Below are 20,635 nucleotides of genomic sequence, written 5' to 3' on the forward strand. Positions count from 1 at the left end.
CCGGGGAGCCGTGCGGTGAGCAGAGCGGCCGCACCGCTGAAGGGGCGGGCCGCGCGGCTCGCCCGGCTGATGCCGTCCACCGGGCCCAGCACCGCGGCCCGCACCCCCTTCGTGCTGCTGGTCGTCCTGCTCCTGGGCGGCGGGCTCATCGCCCTGCTCCTGCTGAACTCCGCGCTCAACGAGGGATCGTTCCGGCTCAGCGAGCTGAAGCGGGACACCACCGAGCTCACCGACGAGCAGCAGGCCCTCCAGCGCGACGTCGACAGCCGCTCCCAGCCCGACGCCCTGGAGCGCCGGGCCCGGGAGCTGGGCATGGTCCCCGGCGGCAGCCCCGCCTTCCTGAACCCCGACGGCACGGTCCGCGGCAACCCCACCGAGGCCACCGCCCCGCCGTCGCCGAGCCCCAGCCCCACGCCGAGCCCCAGCGCCTCGGCGAGCGCCACCCCGGGCCCCGGCGCCTCCGCCGGGCCCGCCGGATCCGTTTCGCCCGCCGGATCCGTGTCCGCCACCGAGCCCGACCCCGCAACCGACCCCGCGGCGGAGAGCTCCCCGCCCCCGACGAGCCCCGGCAGGTGACGCAGTGCCGCCCAAGGAACCGCCGCGCCGCCGCGTACCCGGACCGGCCCGCCCCCGCAGCGGGGGATCAGGATCCGGCCGCTCCGGCGCGCGCCCACCGGCCCGCCGCCCCCGTCCCGCACCGGGACGCACCACCGCGCGCCCCGGTGCACAGCGGTCCCTGCGCCTCGGCAGCCCCCGCCCCCGGCTGCGGCTCGTCAGCCTCGGGCTGACGCTGGTCATGCTGGCCTTCGTGGCCCGACTGCTCCAGGTCCAGGCCGTCGACGCCAGCGCGTACGCGGCCAAGGCCGAGAAGAACCGCTACCTGGAGTACACGGTCGCCGCCGAGCGCGGCGAGATCACCGACCGCAAGGGCGTCGCGCTCGCCACCAGCGTGGACGCGCACAACATCACGGCCGACCCGAAGATGTTCACGCCCGAGGACAGCAAGGCCCCGGACGCGCCCCAGCAGGCCGCGGCCCTGCTCGCCCCGATCCTCGGCAAGGACGTCGACGAGCTCGTCGAGAAGCTCTCGGTGCCGGGGGCCCGCTACACCGTCCTCGCCTACCGGCAGACCCCCCAGGTCTGGAAGCAGATCAAGGACCTCAAGTCCGTCTTCGCCGAGAAGGCGTACGAGGACAAACTGAAGGGCGGTCCGGGAGCCAACGTCCTGGCCGGCGTCCTCCAGGTGCCGACCACCAAGCGCGTCTACCCCAACGGGGGTCTCGCCGCCGGGATACTGGGATTCGTCAGCGCCGACGGCAAGGGCGGCGGAGGCCTCGAATCGCAGCTCGACAAGGAACTCGCGGGCGAGGACGGCAAGATCCGCTACGCCCAGGCCGGCGGCCGTCGGGTTCCCACCGCGGGCGGCAGCGAGATCCCGGCCGTGCCCGGCTCCGACATCGAGCTGACCATCGACCGCGACATCCAGTGGGCCGCCCAGAAGGCCATCAGCGACCAGGTCGAGAAGTCCAAGGCCGACCGCGGCTACGTCATCGTGCAGAACACGCGGACCGGCGAGCTGCTGGCCATGGCCAACGCCCCCGGCTACGACCCCAACGACCTCTCCCAGGTGACCTCCGCCTCCCTCGGCAACGCCGCCCTCCAGGACGTGTACGAGCCCGGCTCCACCAGCAAGGTCATGTCCATGGCCGCCGTACTGGAGGAGAAGGCCGCCACGCCCGGCACCCACGTCACCGTCCCCAACCGGCTGCACCGCGGCGACCGGCTCTTCAAGGACGACGTGGACCACCCCACCTGGTACCTCACGCTCAACGGGGTCCTCGCCAAGTCCAGCAACATCGGCACCATCCTGGCGACCGGTCAGCTCGGCAAGACCCAGGCGGAGTCCAACCAGGTCCTCTACTCCTACCTCCGCAAATTCGGCCTCGGCTCCAAGACCGGGCTCGGCTACCCCGGCGAGTCGCCGGGCCTGCTGGCCCACCCCAAGGACTGGTCGACCTCGCAGCAGTACACGATCCCCTTCGGCCAGGGCCTCTCGCTCAACGCCGTCCAGGCCGCCTCGGTCTACTCCACCATCGCCAACGGCGGCGTACGGATCGCCCCGACCCTCGTCCGTGGCGCCAAGGGCTCCGACGGGCGCTTCGCGGCGGCCGAGGCCCCCGAGGAGAACCGGGTGGTCAGCGAGAAGACCGCCAAGACCCTGGCGACGATGCTGGAGTCCGTCGTCGACGACCGGGAAGGGACCGGCACCAAGGCCGCCATCCCCGGCTACCGGGTCGCGGGCAAGACCGGCACCGCCAACCGCGTCGATCCCGTCCGCGGCGTCTACAAGGGCTACACCGCCTCCTTCGCAGGCTTCGCCCCCGCCGACAACCCACAGGTCACCGTCTACTGCGCGATCCAGAACCCCACCAAGGGCAGCTACTTCGGCGGCCAGATCTGCGGCCCGATCTACAAGCAGGTCATGGAGTTCGCGCTCAAGACGCTCCAGACCCCACCGTCCGGCAGCGAGCCGCCCCGGCTGCCGGTGTCCTTCAAACCCGGCGAGTGAACACGGGGATGCGCGAGCATCTCCTCCAAGGGAACCCTCAGTGACAACCATCACCCCCGATCCCGGGAACCGGAACGAGAACCGCCGCAACCGGGGTCCCTCGCTTCGCGAGACGCCGCACCGGCCCGGTACGCTCACCGCCGTGCCCCACGCTGATCAGTCCCAAACCTCTCAGAAGGACGCGCCTGTGACCTACCCGGGAGCGCCCCGACCGGACCGGCTCCGGCCCACCCCTCTCGGCGAGCTGGCAGACCGGCTCGGCGTCGAAACAGCGGGCTCCGGTGAGATCACCGGAATCACCCACGACTCGCGGGCCGTGCGCCCGGGTGACGTGTACGCGGCCCTGCCCGGCGCCCGCTTCCACGGCGCCGACTTCGCGGCCCAGGCCGCGGGCCTCGGCGCCGCCGCCGTCCTCACCGACCCCGACGGCGCCGAACGCGCAGCGGCCACCGGTCTGCCGGTGCTGGTCACCGAGGACCCGCGCGCCGTCATGGGCGAGGTGGCCGCCGACATCTACGGGCGGCCCGGCATCGGCCTGCTCCAGCTCGGTATCACCGGAACCTCCGGCAAGACCACCACCGCGTACCTCGTCGAGGGCGGACTGCGCGCCGCCGGACGCTCCACCGGGCTGATCGGCACCGTCGAGATGCGGATCGGCGACGAGCGCATCAAGTCGGAGCGCACCACCCCCGAAGCCACCGACCTCCAGGCCCTGTTCGCCGTCATGCGCGAACGCGGCGTCGAGGCCGTCGCGATGGAGGTCTCCAGCCACGCCCTGGTGCTCGGCCGGGTCGACGGCTGCGTCTTCGACGTCGCCGTCTTCAACAACCTCAGCCCGGAGCACATGGAGTTCCACTCCGGCATGGAGGACTACTTCCAGGCCAAGGCCCAGTTGTTCACCCCCGAACGCAGCCACCGCGGCGTCGTGAACTTCGACGACGAGTACGGCCGCAGGCTCCTGACCGAGTCCGGGGTGCCGGTCACCAGCTTCTCCGCCGAGGGCCACCCGGACGCCGACTGGCACGCCGAGGACGTCGAGGTCGGACCGCAGGACAGCACCTTCACCGCCGTCGGCCCGAAGGGCGAGCGGATCACCGCCCGCGCCCCGTTGCCCGGCCCGTTCAACGTCGCCAACACCCTCGCCGCGATCGTCACGCTGGCCGTCGCGGGCGTCGACCCGCAGACGGCCGCCGACGGCATCGCGGCCGTCCCCGGGGTCCCCGGACGGCTGGAGCGGGTGGACGCCGGACAGCCCTACCTCGCCGTCGTCGACTACGCGCACAAGACCGACGCCGTCGAGTCCGTACTGCGCTCCCTGCGCAAGGTCACCGAGGGCAAGGTGCACATCGTCCTCGGCTGCGGCGGCGACCGCGACACCACCAAGCGCGGCCCGATGGGCGCGGCAGCCGCCCGGCTCGCCGACACCGCCGTGCTGACCTCCGACAACCCCCGCTCCGAGGACCCCCTCGCAATCCTCGCCGCGATGCTCTCCGGCGCCGCCGAAGTGCCCGTCCACGAGCGCGGCGACGTGCTCGTCGACGCCGACCGCGCCTCGGCCGTCGCCGCCGCCGTCGCCCGCGCGGAGGCGGGCGACACCGTCCTCGTCGCCGGCAAGGGGCACGAACAGGGCCAGGACATCCACGGGGTGGTACGCGCCTTCGACGACCGCAAGGTCCTGCACGCAGCCATCGAGCGGTCCCTGACGCGCCCCGGCGCCCCGGGCCGTGTCCCTCACCTCGAGAACAACAGTCAGGGATGACCAAGTGATCACCCTTTCCCTCGCCGAGATCGCCGAAATCGTCGGCGGGCAGTCGTACGACATACCGGATCCGGCAGTCGGCGTGACCGGACCCGTCGTCATCGACTCCCGCGAGGTCGCGCCCGGCAGCCTGTTCGCCGCGTTCGCCGGCGAACGGGTCGACGGCCACGACTACGCCCGGCGAGCCGTGGAGGCGGGTGCGTCAGCCGTGCTGGCGGCCCGCCCCGTCGGCGTTCCGGCGATCGTCGTGGACGACGTCGTCGGCGCGCTCGGAGCCCTCGCCCGTGCCGTCGTGGAACGCCTCGGCACCACCGTCGTCGGACTCACCGGATCCGCAGGCAAGACGTCCACCAAGGACCTGATCGCGCAGCTCCTCCAGCGCAAGGGCCCGACCGTCTGGACGCCCGGCTCCCTCAACAACGAGATCGGCCTGCCGGTCACGGCCCTGACCGCCACCGCCGAGACCGAGCACCTGGTCCTGGAGATGGGGGCCCGCGGCGTCGGCCACATCCACTACCTGGCCAACCTCACCCCGCCCCGCATCGGCCTGGTCCTCAACGTCGGCTCCGCGCACCTCGGCGAGTTCGGCAGCCGGGAGGCCATCGCCCTGGCCAAGGGCGAGCTGGTCGAGGTCCTGCCGGAGGACGGCTGCGCCGTGCTCAACGCGGACGACCCGCTCGTCCGCGCCATGGCCTCGCGCACCAAGGCCCGCGTGCTGCTCTTCGGAGAAGCCCCGGAAGCGGACGTACGGGGCGAGAAGGTCACGATGACCGCCGACGGGCGGCCCGCCTTCGAGCTCCACACACCCACCGGGTGCAGCGACGTGACCATGCGCCTGTACGGTGAGCACCACGTGTCGAACGCGCTCGCCGCGGCCGCCGTCGCCCATGAGTTGGGCATGTCCGTGACCGAGATCGCCGAGGCGCTCTCGGAGGCGGGCACCCTCTCCCGCTGGCGCATGGAGGTCACCGAGCGTCCGGACGGTGTGACCGTCGTCAACGACGCCTACAACGCGAACCCCGAATCCATGAGAGCCGCGCTGCGTGCGCTGGCTGCCATGGGTCAGGCCCGAGGGGCCGACGGGGGACGCACCTGGGCGGTGCTCGGTCAGATGGCCGAGCTCGGTGACGCGTCGCTCGCCGAGCACGACGCGGTCGGACGGCTCGCCGTCCGACTCAACGTCAGCAAGCTCGTCGCTGTCGGGGGGAGAGAAGCCTCCTGGCTGCAACTGGGCGCTTATAACGAGGGTTCGTGGGGTGAGGAGTCGGTGCACGTGTCCGACGCACAGGCGGCCGTCGACCTGTTGCGCAGTGAACTGCGCCCGGGAGACGTCGTGCTGGTGAAGGCGTCCCGGTCGGTCGGCCTGGAGAAGGTCGCCCAGGCACTGCTGGAGAACTCGACCGAGGGCGAGGTCGCCGGCCGATGAGGCAGATCCTCTTCGCGGGGGCCATCGGGCTCTTCCTGACCCTGGTCGGTACCCCGCTGCTGATCAAGCTGCTGGCCCGCAAGGGATACGGGCAGTTCATCCGGGACGACGGCCCGCGCACGCACGGCAGCAAGCAGGGCACGCCCACGATGGGCGGCATCGCCTTCATCATGGCGACGATCATCGCGTACCTCCTCGCGAAGGTCATCACGGGTGAGGACATCCGCTACTCCGGCGTACTCGTGCTGTTCCTCATGGCAGGCATGGGCCTCGTCGGGTTCCTCGACGACTACATCAAGATCGTCAAGCAGCGGTCGCTCGGTCTGCGGGCCAAGGCGAAGATGGCGGGACAGCTGATCGTCGGCATCGCCTTCGCGGTGCTCTCGCTCCAGTTCCCCAACTCCATGGACTACACCCCGGCCTCCACCCGGCTCTCGTTCGTCGAGGACTTCGGCTGGTCGATCGGCCCGGTGCTGTTCTGCGTCTGGGCGCTGTTCATGATCCTCGCCATGTCCAACGGCGTGAACCTCACCGACGGCCTCGACGGGCTGGCCACCGGCGCCTCCGTGATGGTCTTCGGCGCCTACACCTTCATCGGCCTCTGGCAGTTCCAGGAGTCCTGCGCCAACGCGGACAACCTGACCAACCCGAGCGCCTGTTACGAGGTGCGCGACCCGCTCGACCTCGCCGTCGTCGCCGCCGCCCTGATGGGCGCCTGCTTCGGCTTCCTGTGGTGGAACACCTCGCCCGCCAAGATCTTCATGGGCGACACCGGCTCGCTCGCCCTCGGCGGCGCCCTCGCGGGCCTGGCGATCCTGTCCCGCACCGAGTTCCTGCTCGCCATCCTCGGCGGCCTCTTCGTGATGATCACCATGTCCGTGGTCATCCAGGTCGGTTCGTTCAAGATGACCGGCAAGCGGGTCTTCCGGATGGCACCGCTCCAGCACCACTTCGAACTCAAGGGGTGGTCCGAAGTCCTTGTCGTGGTCCGCTTCTGGATCATCCAGGGCATGTGCGTGATCGTCGGCCTCGGCCTCTTCTACGCGGGATGGGCAGCCAAGAAGTGAGCAGCACCGTGGACTGGCAGGGCAAGCACGTCACCGTCGCCGGGCTCGGCGTCAGCGGGATCCCCGCGGCCCGCGCCCTGCACGGGCGCGGCGCGCTCGTCACCGTCGTCAACGACGGCGACGACGAGCGCGCCCGTGCGCAGGCGGCCGAACTGGAGGCGCTCGGCATCACCGTGCGCCTCGGCGACGGCGCCACCCTGCCGCCGTCCACGGAACTCGTCGTCACCGCCCCCGGCTGGCAGCCGGACAAGCCGCTCTTCCTGGCTGCCGCCGAGGCGGGCGTCCCGGTCTGGGGCGATGTCGAACTGGCCTGGCGACTGCGCGGTGACGACGGCCGGGAGCCCGCGCCCTGGCTCGCCGTCACCGGCACCAACGGCAAGACCACGACCGTACGGATGCTGGCCTCGATCCTCCGGGCCGCGGGCCTGCGCACCGCGGCCGTGGGCAACATCGGCGTATCGCTGCTGGACGCGGTGCTCGGCGAGACCGAGTACGACGTCCTCGCCGTCGAACTCTCCAGCTACCAGCTGCACTGGGCGCCCTCCCTGCGCGCCCACTCCGCCGCCGTCCTCAACCTGGCCCCGGACCACCTCGACTGGCACGGCTCGATGGAGGCGTACGCCGCCGACAAGGGCCGCGTCTACGAGGGCAACACGGTCGCCTGCGTCTACAACGCGGCCGACCCGGCCACCGAGGACCTGGTGCGCGAGGCGGACGTCGAAGAGGGCTGCCGGGCCATCGGCTTCACCCTCGGGGCCCCCGGCCCCTCGCAGCTCGGCGTGGTCGACGGCATCCTCGTCGACCGGGCGTTCGTCGCCGACCGCCAGAAGCAGGCCCAGGAACTGGCCGAGGTCACCGACGTCAACCCGCCGGCCCCGCACAACATCGCCAACGCCCTCGCCGCCGCGGCCCTCGCCCGCGCCTTCGGCGTGGAGGCGGCCGCGGTCCGCGACGGGCTGCGCGCCTTCCGGCCGGACGCCCACCGCATCGAACACGTCGCGGACATCGACGAAGTCGCCTACGTGGACGACTCCAAGGCCACCAACACCCACGCCACCGAGGCATCCCTCGCCGCCTACGACTCCATCGTCTGGATCGCGGGCGGACTGGCGAAGGGCGCCACGTTCGACGAACTGGTCACCGGCGCGGCGAAGCGGCTGCGCGGGGTCGTGCTGATCGGCGCCGACCGCGCCCTGATCCACGAAGCCCTGACGCGACACGCCCCCGAAGTCCCGGTGGTCGACCTCGACCGGACCGACACTGGAGCGATGTCCGAAGCGGTCGCGCGGGCGGCCGAGCTCGCCCGGCCGGGCGATACGGTACTGCTGGCCCCGGCCTGCGCCTCGATGGACATGTTCACCAACTACAACAAGCGGGGCGAGGCGTTCGCGGACGCGGTCCGCGCACGCGCCGACGAGAGCGCCTGACCGACCGGGCCTCCTCGCCCGGGGTCACGGGCCCCGGGCCCGAGCAGTGGAGGGGACAGCGACAATGCCGGCCGACGAGAGATTCGCCGTACGGCGGGACCGCGCACGGGCCTCGGTTACCCGCACCCTCACCGCGACGCCCGCCCTCTCCGGAGTGCCGCTTCCGCCCGGACTCGCCCTGCGCGGGCGCCTCGCCACCGGAGCGCGGCGTCCCGGGACGCCGCGGGGCTCCGGACGCGGCGACTCGGGGCCCCGCCCCCCGCGCACCGGGCGAGGCGGCGGACCGCGCCGCACCTACGAGCGGGCACGACGGGCCTGGGACCGTCCCCTGACCGCCTACTACGTGATCCTCGGCTCCAGCCTCCTGATCACCGTGCTGGGCCTGGTGATGGTCTACTCCGCCTCGATGATCAAGGCGCTGGACATCAGCAAGCCCGCGACGTACTTCTTCGGAAAGCAGTTCCTCGCCGCCGTCATCGGCGGTGCTCTGATGCTGCTCGCGTCCCGGATGCCCGTGAAGCTCCACCGGGCGCTGGCCTACCCGATACTGATGGTCACCGTCTTCCTGATGGTCCTGGTCCAGGTGCCGGGGATAGGGATGTCGGTCAACGGCAACCAGAACTGGCTCTACCTGGGCGGCCCGTTCCAGCTCCAGCCCAGCGAGTTCGGCAAGCTGGCCCTCATCCTGTGGGGGGCGGACCTGCTGGCCCGCAAGCAGGACAAGCGGTTGCTGACGCAGTGGAAGCACATGCTCGTGCCGCTCGTGCCGGTCGCCTTCATGCTGCTCGGGCTGATCATGCTCGGCGGCGACATGGGAACCGCGATCATTCTCACGGCGATCCTGTTCGGTCTGCTCTGGCTGGCCGGCGCTCCCACCCGGCTGTTCGCCGGGGTACTCGGCTTCGCCGCGGTCATCGCCTTCCTGCTGATCAGGACCAGCCCCAACCGGATGTCCCGGCTCGCCTGCATGGGCGTGAGCGAGCCCGATCCGGAGGGTGGCTGCTGGCAGGCCGCACATGGGATCTATGCTCTGGCGTCCGGCGGATGGTTCGGTTCCGGGCTGGGTGCGAGTGTGGAAAAATGGGGTCAACTCCCGGAACCTCACACCGACTTCATCTTCGCCATCACCGGCGAGGAGCTGGGTCTGGCGGGGACGCTGTCCGTGCTCGCCCTGTTCGCGGCCCTAGGCTATGCGGGTATCCGCGTGGCCGGACGCACGGAGGACCCCTTCGTGAGGTTTGCCGCGGGAGGCGTGACCACGTGGATCACGGCCCAGGCCGTGATCAACATCGGTGCGGTGCTCGGCCTGTTGCCGATCGCCGGGGTCCCGCTCCCGCTGTTCTCCTACGGGGGGTCGGCCCTGCTGCCGACGATGTTCGCGGTCGGGCTGATGATCGCCTTCGCACGGGAGGACCCAGCCGCCAAGGCGGCCCTGGCCATGCGGAAGCCCGGGGTGAGATGGAAGACGATGAGACGGCGCGTCAAGAAGCGTCCGTCCGGAGAGCGGTGAATTTCGGTGCATGTCGTACTCGCCGGCGGGGGGACCGCCGGACACATCGAGCCCGCGCTTGCCCTCGCAGACGCCCTGCGCAGGCAGGACCCGACCGTGGGAATCACTGCCCTCGGCACGGAACGCGGACTGGAGACCAGGCTCGTGCCCGAGCGGGGGTACGAGCTCGCGCTCATCCCCGCCGTGCCCCTGCCCCGTAAGCCCACGCCCGAACTGATCACCGTCCCGGGCCGGCTGCGCGGCACGATCAAGGCCGCCGAGCAGATCCTGGAGCGCACCAAGGCGGACTGCGTGGTCGGCTTCGGCGGCTACGTCGCCCTGCCCGGCTACCTGGCCGCCAAGCGGGCCGGCGTGCCGATCGTGGTCCACGAGGCCAACGCCCGCCCGGGCCTGGCCAACAAGATCGGTTCGCGGTACGCCCATGGGGTCGCCGTCTCCACCCCCGACAGCAAGCTGCGCGGCGCCCGCTACATCGGCATCCCGCTGCGCCGCACCATCGCCACCCTGGACCGCGCCCGGGTCCGCCCGGAGGCCCGCGCCTCCTTCGGGCTCGATCCCAACCTGCCCACGCTGCTGGTCTCCGGCGGCTCGCAGGGCGCGCGCCACCTCAACGAGGTGGTCCAGCGGGTCGCGCCGCTGCTCCAGCGCTCCGGGATCCAGATCCTCCATGTGGTCGGCCCGAAGAACGAATTGCCGCGGATCGACAACATGCCCGGGATGCCGCCGTACATCCCGGTACCGTACGTGGACCGGATGGACCTCGCGTACGCCGCGGCCGACATGATGCTCTGCCGCGCGGGCGCGATGACCGTCGCCGAACTCTCCGCCGTCGGGCTCCCCGCCGCCTACGTCCCGCTGCCCATCGGCAACGGCGAACAGCGGCTCAACGCCCAGCCGGTGGTCAACGCCGGCGGCGGCCTGCTGGTGGACGACGCGGCGCTCACCCCGGAGTGGGTGCAGGGCAACGTCCTGCCGGTACTGTCGGACCCTCACCGGCTGTACGAAATGTCCCGCGCCGCTGCCGAGTTCGGCCGGCGCGACGCCGACGACCTGCTCGTCGGCATGGTGTACGAAGCGATTGCCGCGCGCCGCTAGGCGCCCGGCGCGATGCGGTGCGGACCCGGGGCGGGAGCCCCGGGTCCGGCGAAGGAGCGAGCGTGGCCGGACCGACGACCGCCCAGCGCGGCGCACCCGGGCGGGCGGACGTCTCCGCCCGCCCGCCGCACACCGGCCCCGAGGGGCCCCGGATCGGCCGCCGTACCCTGCTGATCCTGATCGGCGTCGCGGCCGCCCTGCTCACCGCGTTCGTGATCTGGGTGCTCTACGGCTCCTCCTGGCTCCGCGTCGAGAAGGTCAGCACGAGCGGCGTCGAGGTCCTGACCAGCGAAGAAGTGGAAGCGGTTGCCGCCACGCCGATCGGTGCCCCGCTGGTCTCCGTGGACACCGACGCCATGGAGCGCCGGTTGCGCCAGAAGTTGCCTCGTATCGACACAGTTGATGTCGTTCGGTCCTGGCCGGACGGCATCGGCCTTAAGGTGACCGAACGGAAGCCGGTCCTGCTGGTCGAAAAGAGTGGCGCGTTCGTGGAAGTGGATGCCGAGGGCGTGCGCTTCGCCACCGTGGACAAGGCACCGGAGGGCGTGCCCCTGCTGGAGCTGACTCCCGAGCCGTCCGCGAGTCTCCGCCGCTTCGGCGGTGACGGTCTGTTGCGGGAAGCGGTCCGGGTCGCCGGAGACCTTCCGGCGGGTGTGGCCGAGGACACCGAGGTCGTACGGGTCACCTCGTACGACGCGATTTCCTTGCGGCTCACCCGGGGTCGTGTGGTGACCTGGGGGAGTGGCGAAGACGGGCCGGTGAAGGCGAGCGTCCTCGCCGCACTCATGAAAGCCGCCCCCAAAGCGGGACAGTTCGACGTAAGTGCTCCCACCGCCCCGGCGGTATCAGCGAGTTGACGGGTATTTGTGCTGGCCAGCACCCTGGTTGGTCAGCGCTACGGGTGATCACATAGGGTGAAAAGAAAAACGGGAGGTTCGGCGTGTTCGTTGAACGTGCGCCACTTGTCGACTTAGTGTCCTGTTCGGAAGAGTCCAGGAAGCAGACACACTGGTAACCCTAAACTTGAACGTTAGGGTTTGGGTCGGCGTTCGGACCGTCCCCATCGACATCAGTCGTCGCCGCGGGGCTACCGCAGAGCGACGACACGTAACTCGAGGCGAGAGGCCTTCGACGTGGCAGCACCGCAGAACTACCTCGCAGTCATCAAGGTCATCGGTGTCGGCGGCGGTGGTGTCAATGCCATCAACCGAATGATCGAGGTCGGCCTCAAGGGCGTCGAGTTCATCGCGATCAACACGGACGCACAAGCCCTGTTGATGAGCGACGCCGACGTCAAGCTCGACGTCGGCCGCGAACTCACCCGGGGCCTCGGCGCCGGGGCGAACCCGGCCGTCGGTCGTAAGGCGGCAGAGGACCACCGTGAGGAGATCGAGGAGGTCCTCAAGGGGGCCGACATGGTCTTCGTCACCGCCGGAGAAGGCGGCGGCACCGGCACCGGCGGCGCACCCGTCGTCGCCAACATCGCACGCTCGCTCGGCGCCCTGACGATCGGCGTGGTCACCCGCCCGTTCACCTTCGAGGGCCGGCGACGCGCGAACCAGGCGGAGGACGGCATCGCCGAACTCCGCGAAGAGGTCGACACCCTCATCGTCATTCCCAACGACCGACTGCTGTCCATCTCGGACCGCCAGGTCAGCGTGCTCGACGCGTTCAAGTCGGCCGACCAGGTGCTGCTCTCGGGTGTCCAGGGCATCACCGACCTCATCACCACCCCGGGTCTGATCAACCTCGACTTCGCCGACGTCAAGTCGGTCATGTCCGAGGCCGGATCGGCGCTCATGGGCATCGGCTCGGCGCGCGGCGACGACCGCGCGGTGGCGGCGGCGGAGATGGCGATCTCCTCGCCCCTCCTGGAAGCCTCCATCGACGGCGCCCGCGGTGTCCTCCTCTCCATCTCCGGCGGCAGCGACCTCGGTCTCTTCGAGATCAACGAGGCCGCCCAGCTGGTGAGTGAGGCGGCGCACCCCGAGGCCAACATCATCTTCGGCGCCGTCATCGACGACGCCCTGGGCGACGAGGTGCGGGTCACCGTGATCGCGGCGGGCTTCGACGGCGGACAGCCGCCGGCCCGCCGGGAGAACGTCCTCGGTGCGAGCAGCAACAAGCGCGAGGAGCCGGCCGCCCCGGCCAGGTCCTCCGCCGAGTCCACGCGTCCGACGGGCGGACTCGGGTCCGTGCCTGCGCGCGAGGAGAGCCCGGCACCGGCCGAGCCCGTCCCCGCGTCGGCTTCGAGCGAGAGCGCGCACGGGCCGGTCTCGCCGCCGCACGTCCCGCCGGCCCGTCCCTACCAGGACACCCAGGCCGAAGAGCTGGACGTTCCGGACTTCTTGAAGTGATAGCCCAGCACTCGGCGGCACCCGTCACGGGCAGCGCTCATTTCGCCTTCACCGACCGGTGGGGCGGAGTGAGCGCCGCTCCGTACGGTGAGCTCAACCTCGGCGGCGCGGTCGGCGACGACCCCGCCGCCGTCGGCGCGAACCGGGAGCGTGCGGCCCGCCGCCTCGGTCTCGACCCGGCCGGCGTCGTCTGGATGAACCAGGTGCACGGCCGGGACGTCGCGGTGGTGGACGGACCCTGGGGTGCGGACGCGGAGATTCCGGCCGTGGACGCGGTGGTGACCGCCCGTCGTGGACTCGCGCTCGCCGTCCTCACCGCCGACTGCACTCCCGTTCTTCTCGTCGACCCGGTCGCCGGGGTCGTCGGGGCGGCGCACGCCGGGCGGCCGGGACTGGTCGCCGGAGTCGTTCCGGCGGCGGTCGAGGCCATGGTCGCGCTCGGGGCGCACCCCTCCCGGATCACCGCGCACACCGGACCGGCCGTCTGCGGACGGTGCTACGAAGTTCCGGAAGCGATGCGGGCCGAGGTCTCCGACGCCGTCCCCGGCACCTGGTCCGAGACCAGCTGGGGAACCCCGGCGGTCGACGTCACCGGCGGAGTCCATGCCCAGCTCGCCGCCCTCGGTGTGACGGACCGGCACTCCTCGCCCTACTGCACCCTGGAATCGGGCGACCACTTCTCGTACCGCCGCGACCGCACCACCGGGCGGCTCGCCGGATATGTCTGGTTGGACTGATAGGGCATGACGGACCGTAAGGCTGAACTCGCCGCGAATCTGGCACAGGTGGAGGAAAGGATCGCCTCCTCCTGCGCCGCGGCCGGTCGGGGGCGCGAGGAAGTGACCCTGATCGTGGTCACCAAAACCTACCCCGCGAGCGATGTGCGGATCCTGCATGAACTCGGTGTGCGCCATGTCGCGGAGAATCGTGACCAGGACGCGTCGCCCAAAGCCGCCGCTTGTGCGGATCTTTCGCTCACATGGCACTTTGTCGGACAACTGCAGACGAACAAGGTTCGTTCTGTGACCAGTTATGCCGATGTTGTGCAGTCGGTGGACCGCGCCAAACTGGTCACCGCCCTCTCCGCCGCCGCGGTGCGCGAGGAGCGTGGACTCGGCTGCCTGATCCAGGTCGCCCTGGACGCGGAGGGCGGTGAGCGCGGTGAGCGCGGCGGCGTCGCCCCGGAGGGGGTCGAGGAGTTGGCGGCGGCGATCGGCGCGGCTCCCGGACTCCGGCTCGACGGACTGATGACCGTGGCGCCGCTGGCCGGGGAGTACACGGGCCGGCAACGGGCCGCGTTCGACCGGCTGATGGAAATCTCATCCCGCCTGCGCGCCGGTCATCCGGCTGCGAACATGGTCTCCGCAGGTATGAGCGGGGACCTGGAGGACGCCGTGGCGGCCGGAGCGACACATGTACGCGTCGGTACGGCGGTACTCGGAGTCCGACCCCGGCTCGGGTAACGTCGCGAAGCAAGTCGGACCACAGCAGAAAATATGGTCATTACCGCTCACAGCGGGCAGGCCACAGTGGATCGCGGGCACTTGGTGACGAATGCCGATCCACCACAGAGCGGAGGACTCGGAGCATGGCCGGCGCGATGCGCAAGATGGCGGTCTACCTCGGCCTCGTGGAGGACGATGGGTACGACGGCCCGGGGTTCGACCCCGATGACGAATTCGAACCTGAGCCGGAGCCCGAACGCGACCGGCGGCGGCATCAGCCCCCGCACCAGGTGGAGCGGGAACGCGAGCGCGATCGTGAGCGCGAAAGGGATGAACCGGTACGAGTGGTGCAACCACCCGCCCAGCGCGAGCCTGTTCAGCTCCCCGCGGAAAGCGCGCGACCCGCCCGAATCGCCCCCGTGGCATCCATCACACCTGAACGCCCGAACATGGAGAAGAACGCACCGGTGATCATGCCCAAGGTCGTGTCCGAGCGGGAGCCCTACCGCATCACCACGCTGCACCCCAGGACCTACAACGAGGCCCGTACCATCGGGGAACACTTCCGTGAGGGCACTCCGGTGATCATGAATCTCACGGAGATGGACGACACGGACGCGAAGCGACTTGTCGACTTTGCCGCGGGGCTCGTCTTCGGTCTCCATGGCAGCATTGAACGCGTGACGCAGAAGGTGTTCCTGTTGTCGCCTGCTAACGTCGATGTCACGGCGGAGGACAAGGCCCGCATCGCAGAGGGCGGATTCTTCAACCAGAGCTGAGAACACGACACCGGGAACAACCCGGCCGAGAGGCCGGTGCCGGCCACGAGGCCGGAGCTGACGAGAGCCAGGGGAGAGGGAACAGCGGGACATGGGCGTCGCACTGGATGTGGTCTATATCGCGCTGATGTGTTTCCTCATCGTGCTGATCTTCCGGCTGGTCATGGACTATGTCTTCCAGTTCGCACGTTCATGGCAACCCGGCAAGGCGATGGTGGTCGTACTTGAGGCCACCTACACTGTCACCGATCCACCGCTCAAGCTTCTGCGGCGGTTCATTCCGCCGCTGCGTCTCGGGGGCGTGGCACTCGACCTGTCCTTCTTCGTTCTGATGATCATCGTCTACATCCTGATCAGCGTTGTGGTCAGGTTGTGAGCGATACGGTCTTGCCGACTGCCGACGACTACGTAGAGGTGAAGAAGAGATGCCGTTGACCCCCGAGGACGTGCGGAACAAGCAGTTCACGACCGTCCGCCTCCGAGAAGGCTATGACGAGGACGAGGTCGATGCCTTTCTCGACGAGGTCGAATCGGAGCTGACCCGTCTGCTCCGTGAGAACGAGGACCTGCGCGCCAAGCTGGCCGCCGCGACGCGTGCCGCCGCGCAGAACCAGCAGCAGCAACAGCAGCAGCAGGGTATGCGCAAGCCTCCGGAGCAGCAGGATCGGCCGGGTGCTCCCGTTCCCGCCGCCATATCAGGACCGCCGCAGCAGCAGCAGCCCCCGCAGATGGGTCCGCCCCAGCTGCCCGGTGGCGCGCCGCAGTTGCCCGCAGGTCCCAGTGGCCACGGCCCCCAGGGCGGCCATGGTCCCGGTCCGCAGGGCCCGCACGGCCCCGGCCCGATGCAGGGCGGTCCCATGGGTGGCCCGATGGGCGGCCCCATGGGTCAGCACCCCCAGCAGCAGCAGATGCAGCAGATGCAGCCGCCGCAGATGCAGCAGCAGGGGCAGGGCCCCGGCGGCGACAGCGCCGCCCGCGTCCTCTCGCTCGCACAGCAGACCGCCGACCAGGCGATCGCGGAGGCCCGTTCCGAGGCCAACAAGATCGTCGGCGAGGCGCGCAGCCGTGCCGAGGGCCTGGAGCGCGACGCGCGTGCCAAGGCCGACGCCCTGGAGCGGGACGCGCAGGAGAAGCACCGGGTGGCGATGGGCTCGCTGGAGTCGGCCCGCGCGACGCTGGAGCGCAAGGTCGAGGACTTGCGCGGCTTCGAGCGCGAGTACCGCACGCGGCTGAAGTCCTACCTGGAGAGCCAGCTGCGTCAGCTGGAGACCCAGGCGGACGACTCGCTCGCCCCGCCGCGGACTCCGGCAGCCGCTTCGCTGCCGCCGTCCCCCTCGCTGGCCCCGGCCGGTGCGGGTGCGATGGGTCACTCCATGGGCGGCTCCAACCACGGTGGCCACGGCGGCCAGCAGATGGGTGGCGGTCCGTCCGCGATGGGTGGCGCGCCGTCCTACGGTGGCCAGCAGCAGATGTCGCCCGCGATGACGCAGCCGATGGCGCCGGTGCGGCCGCAGGCGCCGCAGCCGATGCAGCAGGCGCCTTCGCCGATGCGCGGGTTCCTGATCGACGAGGACGACAACTGAGCGGTTCGCGCTCGCTGAGCGCGTAGCCGTCGGCAGGCAGAGGGCCGGGCCCCGGGGTTTCCCCCGGGGCCCGGCCCTCTTGCGTGGGCCCCGGGTGCCCTTGCCGGGTGCGGGTGGGGCGCCTGCGGCGGGCTGTTCCCCTACCCGCCCCTTCCCGAAACCGGGGCTCCGCCCCGGACCCCGCTCCTCAGACGCCGGAGGGGCTGGAGACACCGGAGGGGGTACGCGGAAGGGCCCGCCGGAATCCGGCGGGCCCTTCCGGTCCTGCGGGCTACCGCTACCGCTTGCGCAGGCGGAACGTGAGCTCCAGGCCCTCGTCCGCGAACACCTCGCCGTACGTCTCGTCCGCCTCGCCCTCCGCGTAGTCCAGGGCGAGCACCTCCTCGGAGATCAGCGGGGTGTGCTCGGTGAGCGCCTCCACCGTCGCCGGGGACGTCGAGGTCCAGCGGACGGCGATGCGGTCCGCGACGTCCAGGCCGCTGTTCTTGCGGGCCTCCTGGATCAGGCGGATCGCGTCACGGGCCAGGCCCGCGCGGCGCAGTTCCGGGGTGATCTCCAGGTCCAGGGCGACCGTCGCGCCCGAGTCCGAGGCGACCGACCAGCCCTCGCGCGGGGTCTCCGTGATGATGACCTCGTCGGGGGAGAGGGTGATCCGCTCGCCGTCGACCTCCACCGCGGCCGTGCCCTCGCGCAGGGCCAGGGACAGGGCGGCCGCGTCCGCGTTCGCCACCGCCTTGGCCACCGCCTGGACGCCCTTGCCGAACCGCTTGCCCAGGGCGCGGAAGTTGGCCTTCGCCGTCGTGTCGACCAGGGAGCCGCCCACCTCCGAGAGCGAGGCCAGCGACGTGACGTTCAGCTCCTCCGTGATCTGCGCGCGCAGTTCGGGGGAGAGGGCCGTGAAGCCCGTCGCCGCCACCAGCGCGCGCGACAGCGGCTGACGGGTCTTCACGCCCGACTCGGCGCGTGTGGCCCGGCCCAGCTCCACCAGGCGGCGCACCAGCGCCATCTGCGTGGAGAGCGTCGGGTCGATCAAAGACAGGTCCGCCTTCGGCCAGGAGGACAGGTGGACCGACTCCGGGGCGTCGGGAGTGACCGGTGCCACCAGGTCCTGCCAGACCCGCTCCGTGATGAACGGGGTCAGCGGGGCCATCAGCCGGGTCACCGTCTCGACGACCTCGTGCAGCGTGCGCAGCGCCGCCTTGTCGCCCTGCCAGAAGCGGCGGCGCGAGCGGCGCACGTACCAGTTGGAGAGGTCGTCCACGAACGCCGAGAGCAGCTTGCCGGCGCGCTGGGTGTCGTACCCCTCCATCGCGACGGTCATCTGGTCGACCAGCGCGTTCAGTTCGCTGAGCAGCCAGCGGTCCAGGACCGTGCGGTCCGCCGGGGCCGGGTCGGCCGCCGAGGGGGCCCAGCCCGACGTGCGCGCGTACAGGGCCTGGAAGGCGACCGTGTTCCAGTAGGTGAGGAGGGTCTTGCGGACGACCTCCTGGATCGTGCCGTGGCCCACGCGCCGTGCCGCCCACGGGGAACCGCCCGCCGCCATGAACCACCGCACCGCGTCGGCCCCGTGCTGGTCCATCAGCGGGATCGGCTGGAGGATGTTCCCCAGGTGCTTGGACATCTTGCGGCCGTCCTCGGCGAGGATGTGGCCCAGGCAGACGACGTTCTCGTAACTCGACTTGTCGAAGACCAGGGTGCCGACCGCCATCAGCGTGTAGAACCAGCCGCGGGTCTGGTCGATGGCCTCCGAGATGAACTGCGCCGGGTAGCGGCTCTCGAAGACTTCCTTGTTCTTGTACGGGTAGCCCCACTGCGCGAACGGCATCGAACCCGAGTCGTACCAGGCGTCGATGACCTCCGGGACGCGGTACGCCTCCAGCCGGCAGTTCTCGTGCGAGCAGGTGAAGGTGATCTCGTCGATGAACGGGCGGTGCGGGTCAAGGGCTGATTGGTCGGTGCCCGTGAGCTCCGTCAGTTCGGCGCGTGAGCCCACGCAGGTGAGGTGGTTGTCCTCGCAGCGCCAGATCGGCAGCGGCGTGCCCCAGTAGCGGTTGCGGGAGAGCGCCCAGTCGACGTTGTTGTTCAGCCAGTCGCCGAAGCGGCCGTTCTTGACCGAGTCCGGGTACCAGTTGGTCTTCTCGTTCTCCTCGAGGAGCCGGTCCTTGATCGCCGTCGTCCTGACGTACCAGGACGGCTGCGCGTAGTAGAGCAGCGCCGTGTGGCAGCGCCAGCAGTGCGGGTAGCTGTGCTCGTACGGGACATGGCGGAAGAGCTTGCCGCGCGCGTCCAGGTCCGCGGTGAGCGCCTCGTCGGCCTTCTTGAAGAAGACGCCGCCGACCAGGGGGAGGTCTTCCTCGAACGTGCCGTCCGGGCGTACCGGGTTGACCACCGGCAGGCCGTACGCACGGCAGACCACGAGGTCGTCGGCACCGAACGCGGGGGACTGGTGGACCAGGCCCGTACCGTCCTCGGTCGTCACGTAGTCGGCGTTCACGACGTAGTGCGCCTCGGCCGGGAAGTCCACCAGGGCGAACGGGCGCTCGTAGGTCCAGCGCTCCATCTCGGCGCCCGTGAACGACCGGTCGGTGGCCTCCCAGCCCTCGCCGAGGGCCTTCTCCAGGAGCGGCTCGGCGACGACGAGCTTCTCCTCGCCGTTGGTCGCCACGACGTAGCGGACCTCGGGGTGGGCGGCGACCGCCGTGTTGGAGACCAGCGTCCAGGGGGTGGTCGTCCAGACCAGGAGGGCCGCCTCGCCGGCCAGCGGGCCGGAGGTGAGCGGGAAGCGGACGAAGACCGAGGGGTCGACGACCGTCTCGTAACCCTGGGCCAGCTCGTGGTCGGACAGGCCGGTGCCGCAACGCGGGCACCAGGGGGCGACGCGGTGGTCCTGGACCAGCAGATCCTTGTTGAAGATCTCCTTGAGCGACCACCACACGGAGTCCACGTACTCCGGGTCCATCGTGCGGTACGCGTCGTCCAGGTCGACCCAGTACCCCATGCGGGTCGTCAGCTCGGCGAAGGCGTCGGTGTGCCGGGTCACCGACTCGCGGCACTTGGCGTTGAACTCGGCGATGCCGAACGCCTCGATGTCCTTCTTGCCGTTGAAGCCCAGCTCCTTCTCGACCGCGAGCTCGACCGGCAGGCCGTGGCAGTCCCAGCCGGCCTTGCGGCCGACGTGATAGCCCTGCATGGTGCGGAAGCGGGGGAAGACGTCCTTGAAGACGCGGGCCTCGATGTGGTGGGCGCCCGGCATGCCGTTGGCGGTGGGCGGGCCCTCGTAGAAGACCCACTCGGGGCGGCCCTCGGACCGTTCGAGGCTCTTGGCGAAGACCTTGCTCTCGCGCCAGAAGTCGAGCACGGCGTGTTCGAGCGCGGGCAGGTCGACCTGGGCGGGTACCTGGCGGTACTGCGGCGATGTCATGTGCGGCTTCCTCCGGCGGACGTCTTCCACTTCCGTCGGAGGGACGAGAGCGTCTCTGCTCCCGCGGTACCACCCTCCTTGGCCCCGGGCACAGGCCCGTGGCCCCCTCATTGGGGTCGCGATGCCGGGTCTAGTGGCCTTGCGTCGGTGGGCGGGCCCATCGGGCAAAGCGTTCTTCCGGCGGCTCCGGGGTGATC

General features: G+C 70.7%; 16 protein-coding genes. 15 read left to right on the top strand and 1 reads right to left on the bottom strand.

Features of this window, described 5'->3' with window-relative positions; all coding sequences use genetic code 11:
* Positions 1 to 15 precede the first annotated feature (15 nt).
* The 15 genes from ACIRJT_RS08325 (at position 16) to ACIRJT_RS08395 (ending at position 17,017) form a co-directional block, all read left to right on the top strand.
* On the top strand, positions 16 to 576 hold the full coding sequence (locus ACIRJT_RS08325; RefSeq protein ID WP_403906154.1) for a septum formation initiator family protein: 561 nt from the start codon (positions 16 to 18) through the stop codon (positions 574 to 576).
* 4 nt (positions 577 to 580) lie between these two features.
* Positions 581 to 2,569, top strand: a complete 1,989-nt coding sequence (locus tag ACIRJT_RS08330) for a peptidoglycan D,D-transpeptidase FtsI family protein (RefSeq protein WP_403906156.1) — start codon at positions 581 to 583, stop codon at positions 2,567 to 2,569.
* 40 nt (positions 2,570 to 2,609) lie between these two features.
* The gene (locus ACIRJT_RS08335) at positions 2,610 to 4,328 is read left to right on the top strand and encodes a UDP-N-acetylmuramoyl-L-alanyl-D-glutamate--2,6-diaminopimelate ligase (RefSeq protein WP_403906159.1); all 1,719 of its coding nucleotides are present in this window, start codon (positions 2,610 to 2,612) and stop codon (positions 4,326 to 4,328) included.
* A gap of 4 nt (positions 4,329 to 4,332) precedes the next feature.
* Entirely contained in the window at positions 4,333 to 5,754 is a 1,422-nt protein-coding gene (gene murF, locus ACIRJT_RS08340) for a UDP-N-acetylmuramoyl-tripeptide--D-alanyl-D-alanine ligase (RefSeq protein ID WP_403906161.1), read from the top strand.
* Positions 5,751 to 6,821 carry a phospho-N-acetylmuramoyl-pentapeptide-transferase gene (mraY, locus tag ACIRJT_RS08345; protein ID WP_403758100.1) on the top strand — a complete coding sequence of 357 codons (1,071 nt, stop codon included), beginning with the start codon at positions 5,751 to 5,753 and terminating at the stop codon, positions 6,819 to 6,821. The genes murF and mraY overlap by 4 nt, the downstream gene beginning before the upstream one ends.
* The gene (gene murD, locus ACIRJT_RS08350; RefSeq protein WP_403906164.1) at positions 6,803 to 8,248 is read left to right on the top strand and encodes a UDP-N-acetylmuramoyl-L-alanine--D-glutamate ligase; all 1,446 of its coding nucleotides are present in this window, start codon (positions 6,803 to 6,805) and stop codon (positions 8,246 to 8,248) included. The genes mraY and murD overlap by 19 nt, the downstream gene beginning before the upstream one ends.
* A 64-nt stretch (positions 8,249 to 8,312) precedes the next feature.
* Positions 8,313 to 9,758 carry a putative lipid II flippase FtsW gene (ftsW, locus tag ACIRJT_RS08355; RefSeq protein ID WP_403906166.1) on the top strand — a complete coding sequence of 482 codons (1,446 nt, stop codon included), beginning with the start codon at positions 8,313 to 8,315 and terminating at the stop codon, positions 9,756 to 9,758.
* Between the two features lie 6 nt (positions 9,759 to 9,764).
* On the top strand, positions 9,765 to 10,853 hold the full coding sequence (gene murG, locus ACIRJT_RS08360; protein ID WP_007451369.1) for an undecaprenyldiphospho-muramoylpentapeptide beta-N-acetylglucosaminyltransferase: 1,089 nt from the start codon (positions 9,765 to 9,767) through the stop codon (positions 10,851 to 10,853).
* A 62-nt stretch (positions 10,854 to 10,915) separates the two neighbouring features.
* Positions 10,916 to 11,710 carry a cell division protein FtsQ/DivIB gene (locus ACIRJT_RS08365; protein ID WP_403906168.1) on the top strand — a complete coding sequence of 265 codons (795 nt, stop codon included), beginning with the start codon at positions 10,916 to 10,918 and terminating at the stop codon, positions 11,708 to 11,710.
* A gap of 276 nt (positions 11,711 to 11,986) precedes the next feature.
* Positions 11,987 to 13,210, top strand: a complete 1,224-nt coding sequence (ftsZ, locus tag ACIRJT_RS08370; RefSeq protein WP_403906171.1) for a cell division protein FtsZ — start codon at positions 11,987 to 11,989, stop codon at positions 13,208 to 13,210.
* Positions 13,207 to 13,947 carry a peptidoglycan editing factor PgeF gene (gene pgeF / locus ACIRJT_RS08375; protein ID WP_403906174.1) on the top strand — a complete coding sequence of 247 codons (741 nt, stop codon included), beginning with the start codon at positions 13,207 to 13,209 and terminating at the stop codon, positions 13,945 to 13,947. Before ftsZ ends, pgeF begins: the two co-directional genes overlap by 4 nt.
* A 6-nt stretch (positions 13,948 to 13,953) precedes the next feature.
* Positions 13,954 to 14,673: a YggS family pyridoxal phosphate-dependent enzyme gene (locus ACIRJT_RS08380; RefSeq protein WP_403906176.1), complete on the top strand. Its 720-nt coding sequence runs from the start codon at positions 13,954 to 13,956 to the stop codon at positions 14,671 to 14,673.
* Between the two features lie 125 nt (positions 14,674 to 14,798).
* Positions 14,799 to 15,434, top strand: a complete 636-nt coding sequence (locus ACIRJT_RS08385; RefSeq protein WP_403906179.1) for a cell division protein SepF — start codon at positions 14,799 to 14,801, stop codon at positions 15,432 to 15,434.
* A 91-nt stretch (positions 15,435 to 15,525) separates the two neighbouring features.
* Complete coding sequence (locus ACIRJT_RS08390; protein ID WP_006123846.1) at positions 15,526 to 15,810, top strand: YggT family protein; 285 nt, start codon at positions 15,526 to 15,528, stop codon at positions 15,808 to 15,810.
* 49 nt (positions 15,811 to 15,859) lie between these two features.
* Complete coding sequence (locus ACIRJT_RS08395; protein ID WP_403906180.1) at positions 15,860 to 17,017, top strand: DivIVA domain-containing protein; 1,158 nt, start codon at positions 15,860 to 15,862, stop codon at positions 17,015 to 17,017.
* 277 nt (positions 17,018 to 17,294) lie between these two features.
* Here the strand turns inward: ACIRJT_RS08395 and ileS are convergent, their stop codons facing one another.
* Entirely contained in the window at positions 17,295 to 20,438 is a 3,144-nt protein-coding gene (gene ileS / locus ACIRJT_RS08400; RefSeq protein WP_403906183.1) for an isoleucine--tRNA ligase, read from the bottom strand.
* Positions 20,439 to 20,635 lie beyond the last annotated feature (197 nt).

It is taken from the genome of Streptomyces sp. NPDC102283, assembly GCF_044766265.1.
Classification (GTDB): domain Bacteria; phylum Actinomycetota; class Actinomycetes; order Streptomycetales; family Streptomycetaceae; genus Streptomyces.